Source organism: Ahrensia kielensis DSM 5890 (genome assembly GCF_000374465.1).
GTDB classification, from domain to species: Bacteria; Pseudomonadota; Alphaproteobacteria; order Rhizobiales; family Rhizobiaceae; genus Ahrensia; species Ahrensia kielensis.
Genome location: NZ_KB894529.1, coordinates 87,480 through 100,060, shown reverse-complemented (window position 1 = coordinate 100,060; position 12,581 = coordinate 87,480). Strand labels below are relative to the sequence as shown.

At 46.7% G+C, this 12,581-nt stretch carries 16 protein-coding genes; 9 read left to right on the top strand and 7 right to left on the bottom strand.

The genetic code is table 11. The features are described from left to right. Position 1: 1 nt before the first annotated feature. A complete protein-coding gene (gene cueR, locus C504_RS0106660) occupies positions 2-403 on the top strand; it encodes a Cu(I)-responsive transcriptional regulator (RefSeq protein WP_018688542.1) in 402 nt (133 codons plus the stop codon). On the opposite strand, the gene C504_RS0106655 is transcribed toward cueR, so the two are convergent. From C504_RS0106655 to hemP, 5 genes are read right to left on the bottom strand one after another with little or no spacing between them, the layout of a single operon-like run. Further along, positions 400-1,194, bottom strand: a complete 795-nt coding sequence (locus C504_RS0106655; protein ID WP_018688541.1) for a heme ABC transporter ATP-binding protein — start codon at positions 1,192-1,194, stop codon at positions 400-402. The two genes, cueR and C504_RS0106655, sit on opposite strands and share 4 nt — an antisense overlap. Before the next feature lies 1 nt (position 1,195). Continuing rightward, positions 1,196-2,284 carry a FecCD family ABC transporter permease gene (locus C504_RS0106650; protein ID WP_018688540.1) on the bottom strand — a complete coding sequence of 363 codons (1,089 nt, stop codon included), beginning with the start codon at positions 2,282-2,284 and terminating at the stop codon, positions 1,196-1,198. Continuing rightward, positions 2,274-3,191: a heme/hemin ABC transporter substrate-binding protein gene (locus C504_RS0106645; RefSeq protein ID WP_245555138.1), complete on the bottom strand. Its 918-nt coding sequence runs from the start codon at positions 3,189-3,191 to the stop codon at positions 2,274-2,276. The genes C504_RS0106650 and C504_RS0106645 overlap by 11 nt, the downstream gene beginning before the upstream one ends. Beyond that, complete coding sequence (locus C504_RS0106640) at positions 3,181-4,251, bottom strand: hemin-degrading factor (protein ID WP_083923146.1); 1,071 nt, start codon at positions 4,249-4,251, stop codon at positions 3,181-3,183. The genes C504_RS0106645 and C504_RS0106640 overlap by 11 nt, the downstream gene beginning before the upstream one ends. A gap of 10 nt (positions 4,252-4,261) precedes the next feature. After that, positions 4,262-4,450, bottom strand: a complete 189-nt coding sequence (hemP, locus tag C504_RS0106635; protein WP_026317282.1) for a hemin uptake protein HemP — start codon at positions 4,448-4,450, stop codon at positions 4,262-4,264. Positions 4,451-4,677: 227 nt separating this feature from the next. On the opposite strand from hemP, the gene C504_RS0106625 reads away from it, so the two are divergent. Genes C504_RS0106625 through hmuQ form a run of 8 tightly spaced genes read left to right on the top strand, consistent with a single transcriptional unit; the run spans position 4,678 to position 10,224 of the window. Next, a complete protein-coding gene (locus tag C504_RS0106625; protein WP_245555137.1) occupies positions 4,678-6,807 on the top strand; it encodes a TonB-dependent receptor domain-containing protein in 2,130 nt (709 codons plus the stop codon). Positions 6,808-6,822: 15 nt separating this feature from the next. Next, the gene (locus tag C504_RS0106620) at positions 6,823-7,263 is read left to right on the top strand and encodes a hypothetical protein (protein WP_018688534.1); all 441 of its coding nucleotides are present in this window, start codon (positions 6,823-6,825) and stop codon (positions 7,261-7,263) included. Continuing rightward, positions 7,260-7,973 (top strand): MotA/TolQ/ExbB proton channel family protein, encoded by a 714-nt coding sequence (locus C504_RS0106615; protein WP_018688533.1) that lies wholly within the window; start codon positions 7,260-7,262, stop codon positions 7,971-7,973. The genes C504_RS0106620 and C504_RS0106615 overlap by 4 nt, the downstream gene beginning before the upstream one ends. Next, complete coding sequence (locus C504_RS0106610) at positions 7,963-8,346, top strand: biopolymer transporter ExbD (RefSeq protein ID WP_018688532.1); 384 nt, start codon at positions 7,963-7,965, stop codon at positions 8,344-8,346. The genes C504_RS0106615 and C504_RS0106610 overlap by 11 nt, the downstream gene beginning before the upstream one ends. A gap of 3 nt (positions 8,347-8,349) precedes the next feature. Next, the gene (locus C504_RS0106605; RefSeq protein ID WP_018688531.1) at positions 8,350-8,760 is read left to right on the top strand and encodes an ExbD/TolR family protein; all 411 of its coding nucleotides are present in this window, start codon (positions 8,350-8,352) and stop codon (positions 8,758-8,760) included. Next, positions 8,760-9,686: a cell envelope integrity protein TolA gene (gene tolA, locus C504_RS18290; protein WP_018688530.1), complete on the top strand. Its 927-nt coding sequence runs from the start codon at positions 8,760-8,762 to the stop codon at positions 9,684-9,686. The genes C504_RS0106605 and tolA overlap by 1 nt, the downstream gene beginning before the upstream one ends. A gap of 4 nt (positions 9,687-9,690) precedes the next feature. Further along, positions 9,691-9,894, top strand: coding sequence for a hypothetical protein (locus C504_RS0106595; protein ID WP_018688529.1), 204 nt, complete (start codon positions 9,691-9,693; stop codon positions 9,892-9,894). A gap of 15 nt (positions 9,895-9,909) precedes the next feature. After that, complete coding sequence (gene hmuQ / locus C504_RS0106590; RefSeq protein ID WP_018688528.1) at positions 9,910-10,224, top strand: heme-degrading protein HmuQ; 315 nt, start codon at positions 9,910-9,912, stop codon at positions 10,222-10,224. 329 nt (positions 10,225-10,553) lie between these two features. Here the strand turns inward: hmuQ and C504_RS0106585 are convergent, their stop codons facing one another. Together C504_RS0106585 and C504_RS0106580 are read right to left on the bottom strand one after the other, a co-directional pair. Continuing rightward, a complete protein-coding gene (locus tag C504_RS0106585) occupies positions 10,554-11,507 on the bottom strand; it encodes an omptin family outer membrane protease (RefSeq protein WP_018688527.1) in 954 nt (317 codons plus the stop codon). 314 nt (positions 11,508-11,821) lie between these two features. Beyond that, positions 11,822-12,481: a GntR family transcriptional regulator gene (locus tag C504_RS0106580; protein WP_026317278.1), complete on the bottom strand. Its 660-nt coding sequence runs from the start codon at positions 12,479-12,481 to the stop codon at positions 11,822-11,824. Between the last annotated feature and the right edge of the window lie 100 nt (positions 12,482-12,581).

The window sequence follows — 12,581 nt, the reverse complement described above, 5'->3', positions numbered from 1 at the left end:
AATGAATATTGGTGACGCTTCTGAAAAGACAGGGCTTCCTGCAAAAACGATCCGCTATTACGAAGATATCAAGCTTGTTAAACCATCGCGAGCATCCAACGGGTATCGCGATTATGCTGACGAAGATATTCATCGCTTGGCATTTCTTCAGCGTTCTCGCAGCCTTGGATTCACGATTGAGGAATGCCGTGTTCTTTTATCTCTTTATCAAGATAAAGATCGTGCCAGCGCTGATGTGAAGGCGTTGGCACTAGAGAAAGTCGATGAGATTGATCGCAAGCTCAAAGAGCTAAAGTCGCTAAAATCAACGTTGAAATCATTAGCCGATCATTGCCATGGCGATGATCGGCCCGACTGCCCGATCATTGATGATCTTGCCGCAGAGTTGGCCGTTAAACGTTAAATATGTGCGACATAGCCAATTTCTGGCAGAACGAAGAAATTCATTCCCTTTGGCACCTGTCCGACTGACATTGGACAGCCATAAACAAACTCCAAATTTTCTGCGGTCAGAACCTTTTTAGGGGCGCCATAAGCATGAATACGCCCTTTGTTTATGAGTATCACATGATCTGCATAATGCGCTGTAAGGTTGAGATCATGCAAAATGGCGACAACACCACCGCCGCTTTTGGCATAACCGCATGCAATGTTCATGATCTGAATTTGGTGCTTTATGTCGAGGCTGGAAATAGGTTCATCTAGGAAAAGGCAACGCGGTTTCTTTTGAAACGTTGGCTCCCAAACCTGTGCCAAAACACGCGCGAGCTGAACTCGCTGTTGTTCACCGCCTGAAAGTTCCTGATAGTAGCGTTTGCCAAAGCCTGACAGTCCAACCTTGGTCAGTGCCTCACTAATACGTAAAGGCACGTCTATATTGGCCTGAACGCCGAGTGTTAGTCCCAATCGCACGACCTCATATACCGTAAATGGGAACGACAAATTTGCTGATTGCGGAAGAACACCGCGCATGCTCGCAAGTTTAAGAGATTTCGTGGTGGAGATGTTGAACCCGTTCAAATGAGCGTTTCCATCAAATGGAATTTCACCTGTGAGTGCGCGCATCAAGGTTGTTTTGCCCGATCCGTTTGGCCCAATGATTGCGGTCAATTGTCCTTGAGCAGCCGTCATGCTGATATCGCTCAAGATTTTTTTGCCGCCCAAGTCGACGCTAATATTATTTGCTTCAAGCATATTACATATCCAACAGGCCGCGCTTACGCAGCAATATCCAGAGGAAGAAAGGTGCACCAATTGTTGCGGTAACGATGCCAATGGGCAGTTCGGCAGGCGCTACAATTTGGCGTGCAATTGCATCGGCAAGCAAAAGCATGATTGCCCCCAGCAGAGCGCAGGCAGGCAATAGATATTTGTGATCAGGACCAATGAATAAACGCAGCAAATGCGGGACAACAATGCCCACAAATCCAATGCCGCCAGAAACAGCCACAGAAGCGCCCGTAGCGCCAGCAACTGCAACAATGGCAACGCGCTTAAACAGTTGGACATTGATGCCAAGATGCTGGGCCGTTGCTTCGCCAAGCGTCATTGCGTTCAATCCACGCGCCATAATTGGCGCTAGAATAATAATTGGTAAAATGATGGGAGCAACGGCAGCTACTTTGATCCATGTAGCGCCTGCGACGGAACCAAGTCCCCAAAATGTTAGATCACGTAATTGCTGATCATCAGCCCAAAACACCAAAAGGCCTGTGAAGGCTCCGGCCATCGCACCAAGAGCGATGCCCGTTAGCAGCATCGTTGCAACAGATGTACGCCCGTTACTGGTTGATACGCGATACAGTATAAATGTCGATGCAAGTCCGCCAAGAAAAGCAGCGAGTGGAATTTGATAAATACCAAACAAAGCGCTTAGCGGTGCCAAGACCGTACCGCCGAGAACAATCGCCGTAACCGCGCCCAAACCAGCACCAGCTGATACACCAACAATGCCGGGATCAGCCAAGGGATTGCGAAACAGGCCCTGCATAATTGCGCCAGATACGGCAAGGGATGCGCCGATCATCATGCCAAGCAATGTGCGCGGCATGCGGATATCTAAAATTACAATACGTTCAACAATATCGATCGCGCTATCATCGCCGCTCAATAGCGCCCAAGCAACGGCAAGCGCTGACGAGTTGGTTGCGCCCGATGCAAGGCTAAATATTGCCGTTGCCAGTAATGCCAAGGCCAGAACGATGAGCGAAAGACGAGCGAACGCTGTGCGGTCGCCGCCTTCAATCGTTGCTATGGTGTGCGGTGTTGCGACATCAGAACTCATGATTATGAATCGCTGTCGAAAGTTTTGAAATTGCTTCACCTGTGCGCGGACCAAAACCAAGCATCAACAAACCATCCATACGAATGATTGCGCCGTTTTTAACCGCTGGTGTCGTTGATAAAGCCGCATGTTGCTCCAGCATCGAATTGCCAGAACTGTGGTCGCCGCGCCCATTCATCATCACAATCACTTCAGGGGCAGCATCAATAACCGCTTCATCGCTTAATTGTTTGTAGCCTTCGTAAGCGCTGATAACATTCTCGCCGCCAGCAAGTTCAATGATTCCATGCGCAGCGGTTTTGGTGCCAGATGCATTGATTTTTCCATCTTGCACCGAAAGAATAAACATAACTTTTGGTTTATCTTTGTTGTCGGATTTTTTGCGCGCTTCAGCGATCTCTGAGGCAACTTTAGCACGCAGAGCATCACCCTTATCGGAGACACCGAGTTCTTCAGCGATGATGCGGATGTTATCGTCAATGCCTTCAATCGTGAAGTTATCCGGCACATCCACCCATTTCATGCCTGTGCTTTTGATCACGTCGACGGCTTCTTTTGGCCCATTGTTTTCGCGTGCCAAAATCAGGTCAGGCCGAACAGACAAAACGCCCTCTGGTGATAATGCACGAATATATCCAACATCCGGTAGCGCTGTGGCTTCTTGCGGATAAAGGGATGTCGAATCGCGACCGACAAGTCTGTCTTCTTGGCCAAGCGCATAGATGATTTCTGTCACCGCACCACCAATTGCCAAAACACGTTTGGCTTCAGTGTCTGTGGCGCGGGCTTGCCCGCTTAGTATCGTAATAGCAAAAAGCACTAACGTTATTGAGGAGCAGGCAATACTAAAAGTTTTTGGTGTGCGCAGAAGCGCAAAAATACGAAAATAAGGCATCTCAATTCTCATTTGCTTCTGATTTTTTTGGTAAGGAATTTACAACTTGGTTCCACGTGGAAAGTAGGTCGGTATCATCGCCGTCCCTGCGGTATCCGTTAATCAGGATGATTTGGTTTCCTGCCGCATCAAATGCTTCGATGGAGAAAATATCGCCGCGTTTGGTTGGTTTGCGCACAAGCCATGTGCTGGCGATGTGATCTGTTCTGAGGTGAAGGTGGAAGCCTTCATCAAGCACATTGAGCCATGGGCCCATGCGTTTAATGTTCATAATGGGGCCGCTATGAATTTGAAGAATGCCCAAGTTGCGAACGAAAACCATAATCGGCAATGAATCGGCCGGTAGCCGATTGAACAAAAGTTCGACAGTATCATCTGAAAGTTGTGTGCTGAATTTTTCGCCTACGAGACGGATGGCATCAAGGCGTGGCAATTTATGCCTTCGCAGCATCGCTTGAAACGAGTGTGTGTCTTGCAGCGCTGCCCAGTCTGATTGCAAGCTTGCAATTGCTTCATTGGTCGGTGAGGCGGGCTGGCTTTCTTTTTTCTCCACAGATTTAAACGGTTGCTTTGAAGGAGGATTTGTCGCCAATGTTTTGCGAATATTATCCCACTGCTCAAGCTTGGTATTTGGCCGTGCAAATACTTTATGAACCGCAGTGCCCGTCGCATCAAAAAACTGAAAACTTCTTTGCGTAACGCCTTCATCCATCTGCTTTGTTACATGGTAGACATGCGCCCAATGTTTTCCAAATATACGCAGATCAATTTGTGATCCAAGGACGATGGAAGCGTGTTTATTGCTGCTGAAACCTTCATACACGCCAATTTTTTCATGAACAGCGCTTTCATTACGCGATAGCGCCATTACTTCACCGGCATCTTTCAACATGGAAAAGAAGGTGCTGAGGTCGACATTCAGACGTTCTACACCATGGTCTATCCATGCTTCTAAATACTGGGCTTCAGAGATACCGAGTTGAACGGCGAGATCACGCTCGCGCACTTTTGCATTTTCTTTTTTTGCGTCGCGTATTGCGGCCGCACTGATTTGCGTTTGAGCGCCCATCATTAACTCCAGCTTACTTGTTGAGGATTAACTTGCCTTGTTTCGTAATCTTAAGGCGGTAGATCGAACCTTCATGTTCAATCCCCACTTCGCGACCGTTTTCGAAAAGGCTCTCAGATTTGATAACTGGCAGTGTTTGATCGACGCCGCTGTGTAAGCGAACCTCATCATCACGACGGCCCTCTATATTATTTCGTTCCATGGACAACATCCGTTGTTGGCCTGGCTTGCAGTATGCTGGCTGGGCTGGCGTTACTGGATTTTTTAACTTGACTCATAATATCCAGTTTCTGTAGGAGGTCCATCACATAAGCTGATCTTTTTTGTCAAGTTTAAAGAATCTCTTTAACAATGACAAAATGAAAAGCGCGCCAGCCAGCATTTGCCAGCCAGCAAAAAATCCAAACAAACATAATTGGAATGAGGGCAATGGCTAATTCTATGGGGATATCAATCCGGGCAGGTCTTGTTATGGCGCTTTGTGCGACCACATCAATGACGTCAATCACACTAGCAAATGCACAGGACGCATCAGAGCGCGGAGCTACTTTGCTCCAACGTCTTATTTTAGGCGCCGGTAAAGAAAAGGTCGCGATCGATACACCGCAGGCTGTGACAGCGCTAGAACAAGAAGAACTAGACGATAAACAAGCAACAACTGCGAGTGATATTGTTAAAGCTGTGCCGAATGTAAGCATCGCTGGCGGTGCAAACCGTGCCCTTGGGCAGTCATTCAATATCCGAGGTATCGGCAAGGGTGAAGCTGCTGCTGACGAGGGTCGTATCATCGTTAATGTCGATGGTGTGCCGCAGTTTTATGAACAATATCGCATGGGTGGTTTTTTCAATGATCCTGAACTGTTCAAGCGCGTTGAAATATTGCGCGGCCCTGCATCATCCACACTCTATGGATCAGGCGCACTTGGCGGTGTTGTAAACTTTACAACCAAGGATGCTTCTGATTTTCTTGAGGACGGCGAGAGCGGTTCTTTAAAACTCAAATCGAGTTACGATTCGAATCCAAACGGATATTTGCTTAGCGGTATTCTTGCTCTGCGGATGAGCGAAAATGCAGAATTCTTGTTCGCTGGTAATTATCGCGCAGCTCAGGAATTTAAAGACGGTAATGGCGATAAGATCGAGGGCTCTGAATTTGTGACGCCAAATGGCATTGCAAAGGGAACTTTCTACCTTGACGATGAGCAAGAGCAAATTGTTCGCTTAAGCTATAGCCAGTTCACGAGCGACCAAGATGATCAAGCTTACTCGCAGTTGCAGCCAACAAGCTTTTTTGGAAATGTGGACCGCGTTGTAAACAATAGGCAAGCGCAAATTTCCTATGAAAATGCTGCGAGCGACAACCCTTGGCTCGATCTAAAGGTCTCACTCTCTTACAACAATATTACGAATGAACAGACGAATGTCAGTTCGCCAGATTTGGGATCGCTTGGTCAAGATTCACTCTATGGTTATGAGAGCTATCAGCTTTTAGCGGAAAACACATTTGAATGGGGTGGCGAAAATTTTGAAAACTTTTTGACGATTGGCGGTCAGATAATTCGCCAAAACAGAACAACAGGTACGAAAGATCCACTTGGTTTCCATCCAGAAGGTACAGACACACAGGTCGGATTTTTTGCTCAAAATGAATTTATTTGGAACGAGCGGCTAACGTTAATTCCAGGAATTCGTTTCGATTATCAGATGTTGTCAGCGGCTGACACGCTTGGCGGTTTAACAGGCGGCGTACTACCTGAAGACAATTCAGATATAGCGATTTCGCCTAAAATTGCTGCGCTCTATGAATTCAACGATAATTTCTCGATCTTTGGTTCCTATGCTCATACGCAGCGCTTTCCCTCATTGGATGAAATTTATTCCAATGATTTTAGCGCACCCACACCGCCAAATTATAGCCTAGGTCTGTCCAAAGAGAAGTCTAATAACTTTGAATTAGGTTTCGTTGTATCGACAACTGATCTTGCTGTTGAAGGCGATAGCTTCGATTTAAAAACTACCGCTTTTTACAACAAGATTGACGATCTTATCGTGCGGCAGATGAGCCAATATCCGCAATATGTAAATATTGGTGAGGCAGAGATTTACGGTGTTGAAGTTGAAGCTGCATATGACACTGAACGCTTCTTTGCCAATGCGGGCTTTGGCTTAACCATCGGTCAAGATCTTACTGCTGGCACAGCGCTGACGACTGTAGCGCCGCCTGAGGTAACTGTGGGGGCAGGGTTTAGAATACCTGATCGCGGCCTAACATTTGGCTGGGAGGGACGCTTTGTCTTTGATGAAAGCCGTGTGCCATACCCTGTTTCTACTCCCCGTGCGCCCGTTGATTTTGATGCAGAGAATTTGCGCCGAGCCGGTTTCAACACTCAAGATTTATATGTGTCTTGGCGTCCTGATGATGAAAGTCAGTTCAAAGGATGGGAAGGGGCGTTTCGTGTTGAGAACATTTTCAACACACAATATCGCGACTTCTTAGCCAACGATAATGGCAAAGGCCGTACCTTTAAACTCACCCTAGCAAAGGAGTTCGGCTGGTAAGTCGAAGATCATTTAATGGCAATTAATTACCCCAATAATCTCCTATTATATATACTCATTGCGGGCTTTTTAATTGTGCCTGCGGCACGGGCTCAAGAGCCTGTGCCGCCAGCGCTTTCGATAGAACTCAATGCGGTTGAACAAGCCGATAACAAATGCCGCCTAGTGTTTGTCGCCGAAAATAAAATGGGTAACGAACTGGATAGTTTGGCACTGGAAACGGTGTTGTTTGATGCAGCAGGCAAAGTCAGCCGCTTTGCGCTCTTCGATTTCAAAAATTTGCCTGCTGATAAAACGCGTGTTCGTCAATTCGAATTGCCCGATACGCAGTGCAGCTCTGTATCCAAAGTTTTGATCAATGGCGTTGCAGCCTGCAAAGGCGCAGCTTTCACAGGGGCTGAATGTAGCGATGCAATGCAACTCAAAAGCTCAACCAGCACGGAGATTTCAGGATGAACCTGCTTGAAAACCCAATTCTGCGGATCAAAGAATTCATTGACGTTGGAGGGCCAGTTGTTGCGCTTCTCCTATGTCTTTCAGTCATCGCTTTGGCTGTAATTCTTTTCAAAGCATGGCAATTCTCAGTGCTACGCGTGGGCAAGGGGCAACGCACACTTGCTGTTCTTAATAGCAAATCAGAAACTGCGTTTGGTCAAGCTCTCCTACAGCTAGGTTCTATGTCGGGATACTCGGCGCAAATAGCATCCTATGCCATTGGCTTGAAGCAAGCTGAGGCATCTCAATCATATAAACGCAGAGATACCGAAGAAGCACTCGCGTTGGCCGCAGCCATACAAATCAAGTCTCTGCAATCTGGCTTCAGAGCGCTTGACTCAATTGCGCAAATTGCACCGCTTATTGGTTTGTTTGGAACGGTTCTTGGCATGATAACGGCGTTCCAAGCTTTGCAACAATCTGGCAACAGCGTTGATCCTTCCATATTGGCGGGCGGTATTTGGGTGGCGCTGCTGACAACGGCAGTCGGACTGGCTGTGGCAATGCCAACCAGCATAGCGCTTACGTATTTTGAAAGCCGTGTAGAAGATCACCGCTTAGCCTTGGAGCAAATCATTGCAGCGGTGCTCAGCCCCGTTTCCGATGGCTCTAAACGCACGTCAAACGCCATTCAGGCGACGCAGCATCAGGCAGCCATACATGCGCATTGAAGCAACCCCATTTAAGCGCCGCAAGATTTCGATGACTTCATTGATTGATGTTATCTTTTTGCTGTTGTTGTTTTTTATGCTTAGCTCCACTTTTTCACGGTTCTCTGATGTTGAACTTAATTCAGGCGCAGGGCGTGGTTCTTCGCAAGACATCGCGCCGGCTTTTCTTAAGCTGACAGATAACGGCCTGACGTTGAACGGGCGTTCGATAAAATTGGAAATGTTGGGTAAAGAAGTCGCAACACTTCAAGTGAGCGCGAACATCAATGGGCTTATTTTATCCGTAGATGAAACAGCAAGCGCACAACAATTTGTCGATGTGCTGACAGCGTCACGGCGACTTTCCGGCATCAGCCTTCAAGTTGTGAAGTAAGGCATGGCCATGCGATTGGATCATTTTACCGTTAAGCGCGAGAAGGCAGAGCCAACAATTGCTTTGATCAATATCGTATTTCTGATGTTGATTTTCTTTCTTGTTGCAGCACAGATCGCGCCGCCGCTCGATGGGGATATTAAACTTGTATCGACGCAAGATCTTGAAAGCCGCGATCCACCAGATGCGCTCGTTGTATTACCCGATGGTTTAATGACCTATCGCGGTGCGTCTATTACGCCATCGCAATATTTCACCATTCAGCAGGAAAGCCATGATGGCAATTTAGAAACAATTAGACTGGTTCCAGATAGGGCGTTGTCTGCTGTTAAGCTGATTGACATTGGCAATGAGCTTAAAATCTTGGGCGCTAAAAAAATCCTTGTCGTAACTGAGCGAGGGATTTCTGAATAATGCCCGTAAAGTCAGCTTTTAAAATCGTCGCTTGCGCCGCTATTCTTGCCTCGTTGACATTGCATGTCGTTGCGATGGCGATAGCACCGCAGTTTGATGAAGAGGTGCAAATTATCGGCGGGGAAGAAACTGTCGCAGCAGCGCTTGGGAATAATTTTGAGGACCTCGTAAAGGCTGGCGATGAATTGTCGCCTATAGATGCTGAAACGCTTGAACCTGTTGAACCAGAAGCGGTGGATGCGCCGCTTGAACCAGAAGTGATTTCAGCACCAACACCGCCTACAATGGCTGCTGCAACAGTGCCTATTACGCCTGCGCCACTTACGGATATGGCGATGCTTGCGCCAACCGAACCAGCTCAAACCATTGAAGCACAGCCAGATGAACCTATCATACCTGTTCCAAACACGCGGCCTTTTCGTCAGATTGATAAGGATCGTTTGGAAAAAGCTAGTCTTGAGAAGGACAAGCCTAAGCCAAAGGTGAAGCGGGAAAAAACCACAAAGAAAGCGCAGCCCGTAAAAAAGAAAAAAACGGCATCAGGAAATGTCAAATCCAAAGCGAAATCGAACGCGAAGGCTGGCACAGCAACGGGCAATAAAGGGAAAAAGAATACGCAGGCGGGGAAAAAGAAATCGAAGAATTCTTCGAAAGCTGGCAACGCTGCGGCTTCAAACTATCCTGGTAAAGTTAGGTCTAAAATTTCGCGCACGCGGCAAAAAAATGCGGGCGGAAAAGGTGTCGCAAGAGTTCGTTTCAATGTGAATTCTTCGGGGAGCGCAACCGGTATTGTGATTGCAAACAGTTCAGGCAACTCAAAGGTTGATCGCGCTGCTATAGCGCACATAAAGCGCGCGTCTCCATTTCCAAAACCACCTGCCGGTGCGCAGCGCCAATTTGTTATTCCGCTTGAATTTAGGAGATAACGACATGAACGATAAATGCACATTTTGCATGATTGAATTACACAGTTTGGCCGCACAGCATGGCGCCAATAATGGTCCGCTACCCGCTTTGATGGATGCTTTTCAATGCGGTGCTGAGGTGCCCAATAACTTGGAAACAAAAACGGCGTTCCGTGCTGAGCAATACCGATCAACAGCAAAACTCAACCCGAAACTAAGTGAAAAATAAACACGGAGACATAGCATGTATATCGCAATGAACCGCTTCATCATTAATGAAGGTCATGAGGACGATTTTGAAAACATATGGCGCAATCGCGATTCTACCCTCAAGGAAATGCCCGGATTTCAGACCTTTCATTTACTGAAAGGCGCTCGTAACGAAGAAACAAAACAGACGCTTTATGCTTCCCATACAGTTTGGGAAGATCACGAGCATTTTGTAAGCTGGATTAATTCTGAGCAATTTAAAAATGCACACAAAAAGGCAGGCTCTAACAAAGGCATGTATGGCGGGCATCCAAACTTTGAAGGGTTTGACGCTGTACTAAGCGAATAAACGTTTGCAGGAACTAGTTATGGCGAGATGCCTGTCTAGCTTGCTAGCCGTGCCTCTCGCCAGTAATTCAAGTAATAATTATGGTCTTTGACAGACATAGAACAAACCACAAATAGATGTTTGTAGGAATAGTGAGCACTATCAGAATGTTAACGGGTTTTGGAAATCAGTTAAATATCTGTCATCTTTATGTTGTTGCTGAATATTGAAACAATTTCATGATAGGACAGCGAGCCGAATGTATCTCGCCGTTTTTGTAGATAAATCCAGATGCGAAACAAAAAATTCAGGTCGCTACCTGATTTTTGTTCGTGAGTTGATCGCTAGTTTTAAAATGCGAGTTTTAAACCGGCAGAGAGTGTGATGGATCGAAAGTCCATGCCTGCTCCATCTTTAAAAGAACCGCCCTCCTGCCTTCCCGACGCTATGATGTACTCTAAAGTGTCACCTTTGTTGCGAAAGAACTGCTCGAAATTAGCGCCAAAGGTGAACTGAGCGTTGTCAGTAACCTGATAAGCAGCTTCAGCACCCAAGCTCAAGAAGGGAATCGGTCCATATTTATCTTCGTAACGACGGCCCGTTACCCAGTGGTGGTCCGTATTCGTCGCGCCGATCGTTACGCCTGCACGCGCAAGACCTGTTAAAGTCCATTGAGCATGTTTAATTTTGGCTTCTGTACCGATAAAGATGCCAGGATAACGTTGCTCAAAAGAGATGCCTTTCTGGTCAGCCGCAAAATTTCCTATGTCATCACGAAAATCATGGTCACTATAAACGAAGGAACCTCCGTACGCGGTGCTTTTAACATTGGTGTATTTGAGGCCACCGTGCAGGTTCACGATTACTGCATCGTTCAGTGTAAAATTTCTACCCAGCGCAACATCCAGATTGATGTATTTGTCGAGTCGGGTGTCTGGGTGAATGGACCTGTCGGTCCAATTATCAAAAGCATAATCACCTGCCAACCAGTCATAATCCACCATGTGGCTATCGCCATTAAATCCAAACACGGCGTTACCTGAGATTGTCCAGTCGTTATAAAACTCTCCGTTGGCATTCAAAGTCACGACCGGCGCTTTTGTTTCCCAGGTCAGATGGCTGATACGATTGCCTGAGGCGTAAACGAGTTCATTACCCTTCAACCATGTGTAGCCAAATCCACCCGAAATAACGAAATCCGGTGAGGCAAGGCCAACTGACATATCTTCCGCTTTTGCAAGGGTGCTTATCGATACCAACGCCGCAATAGCTATTGCTAATGACTTGCTAAATAAATGTCCCATTACCACTCACTATTTTGAGATATGTCTGAAGTTAGTGTTGTCATCGTATTTCTATTTTATTTGATGAGATGAAATTTTGAATTACATGTTAAGAAGATATAAACCATAAAAATCAAGGAATACTCCATGTGCGATGGGATTTTCTTATTTTAAGGTTAAGGCCTCTTGCGCTGTAGGCTTTGGCACAGAGAGCAATATAGGCAGCTCATTAAGGTGTAGACGAACAAGTTTAGTCGTCTCCTATGTTGCTGATATGAAGTAGATATATCTGACTGCAAAGCTGCTTGAGAACCAAGTTTGCGGGTATAGGCGCCTTATTCTGCTGCCTTGATTGCGCTCAGTGCTAAAAGCCTATGGAATTTTTCGCCTTGTACAGCAACGTGCTGCAAGAGAGCCGAGGCAGCCTTATCCGTTTGGCCTTTTGACAGCGCTTCCACGATGCCTTCATGTTCATCTAATGATTGTTGAAGTCGGCCACGCAAATGCAATTGCTGCCGTCTAAATGGCTTGAGGCGGCGATAAAGCTGCAGTGTCTCAAGTTCTAAAAAATTATTTCCGCAATGTGCATAGATCGTGTGGTGAAACCGCTCATTGGCTGCAAAATACATGTCGGCATCTTGCGTTGCTACAGCCTCGCGGCAAATCGTATTTTGCTTTTGAAGTTCCTCAATCCCAGCATCGGAAATGCGTGAAGCGGCTAAGCGTCCGCACATGGATTCCAGGCCAGCCATAACCTCAAACATTTCAAGTAGCTGAATAGGGCCGGGCTGGCGCACAAAGACGCCGCGGCGCGGGTGGTGCTCAACCAAGCCAGAAGCTTGAAGCAATTGCAAAGCTTCCCGAATTGGCGTGCGTGACACATCAAATCGTTCGGCTAAACGATGCTCGTCAAGCCTGTCACCATCGGCGAGTTTACGCGTCAGGATCTCCTGCTCAATGGCATCTGCAATGATATTTGCGCGGCGTGTCGTCATAATCACAAGCATCCTATAATTTTTATAAATACGCAATAATCTAATTCTTGTATACGATAATATTGACTCCGTATGCGATTGCGTTATCGTTGCCATCTGT

What these genes read in the sequence shown, in the direction of transcription:
- cueR (WP_018688542.1), top strand. Translation starts at nt 2, where the DNA reads ATGAATATTGGTGACGCTTCTGAAAAGACAGGGCTTCCTGCAAAAACG.
- C504_RS0106655 (WP_018688541.1), bottom strand. Translation starts at nt 1,194, where the DNA reads ATGCTTGAAGCAAATAATATTAGCGTCGACTTGGGCGGCAAAAAAATC.
- C504_RS0106650 (WP_018688540.1), bottom strand. Translation starts at nt 2,284, where the DNA reads ATGAGTTCTGATGTCGCAACACCGCACACCATAGCAACGATTGAAGGC.
- C504_RS0106645 (WP_245555138.1), bottom strand. Translation starts at nt 3,191, where the DNA reads ATGAGAATTGAGATGCCTTATTTTCGTATTTTTGCGCTTCTGCGCACA.
- C504_RS0106640 (WP_083923146.1), bottom strand. Translation starts at nt 4,251, where the DNA reads ATGATGGGCGCTCAAACGCAAATCAGTGCGGCCGCAATACGCGACGCA.
- hemP (WP_026317282.1), bottom strand. Translation starts at nt 4,450, where the DNA reads ATGGAACGAAATAATATAGAGGGCCGTCGTGATGATGAGGTTCGCTTA.
- C504_RS0106625 (WP_245555137.1), top strand. Translation starts at nt 4,678, where the DNA reads ATGGCTAATTCTATGGGGATATCAATCCGGGCAGGTCTTGTTATGGCG.
- C504_RS0106620 (WP_018688534.1), top strand. Translation starts at nt 6,823, where the DNA reads ATGGCAATTAATTACCCCAATAATCTCCTATTATATATACTCATTGCG.
- C504_RS0106615 (WP_018688533.1), top strand. Translation starts at nt 7,260, where the DNA reads ATGAACCTGCTTGAAAACCCAATTCTGCGGATCAAAGAATTCATTGAC.
- C504_RS0106610 (WP_018688532.1), top strand. Translation starts at nt 7,963, where the DNA reads ATGCGCATTGAAGCAACCCCATTTAAGCGCCGCAAGATTTCGATGACT.
- C504_RS0106605 (WP_018688531.1), top strand. Translation starts at nt 8,350, where the DNA reads ATGGCCATGCGATTGGATCATTTTACCGTTAAGCGCGAGAAGGCAGAG.
- tolA (WP_018688530.1), top strand. Translation starts at nt 8,760, where the DNA reads ATGCCCGTAAAGTCAGCTTTTAAAATCGTCGCTTGCGCCGCTATTCTT.
- C504_RS0106595 (WP_018688529.1), top strand. Translation starts at nt 9,691, where the DNA reads ATGAACGATAAATGCACATTTTGCATGATTGAATTACACAGTTTGGCC.
- hmuQ (WP_018688528.1), top strand. Translation starts at nt 9,910, where the DNA reads ATGTATATCGCAATGAACCGCTTCATCATTAATGAAGGTCATGAGGAC.
- C504_RS0106585 (WP_018688527.1), bottom strand. Translation starts at nt 11,507, where the DNA reads ATGGGACATTTATTTAGCAAGTCATTAGCAATAGCTATTGCGGCGTTG.
- C504_RS0106580 (WP_026317278.1), bottom strand. Translation starts at nt 12,481, where the DNA reads ATGACGACACGCCGCGCAAATATCATTGCAGATGCCATTGAGCAGGAG.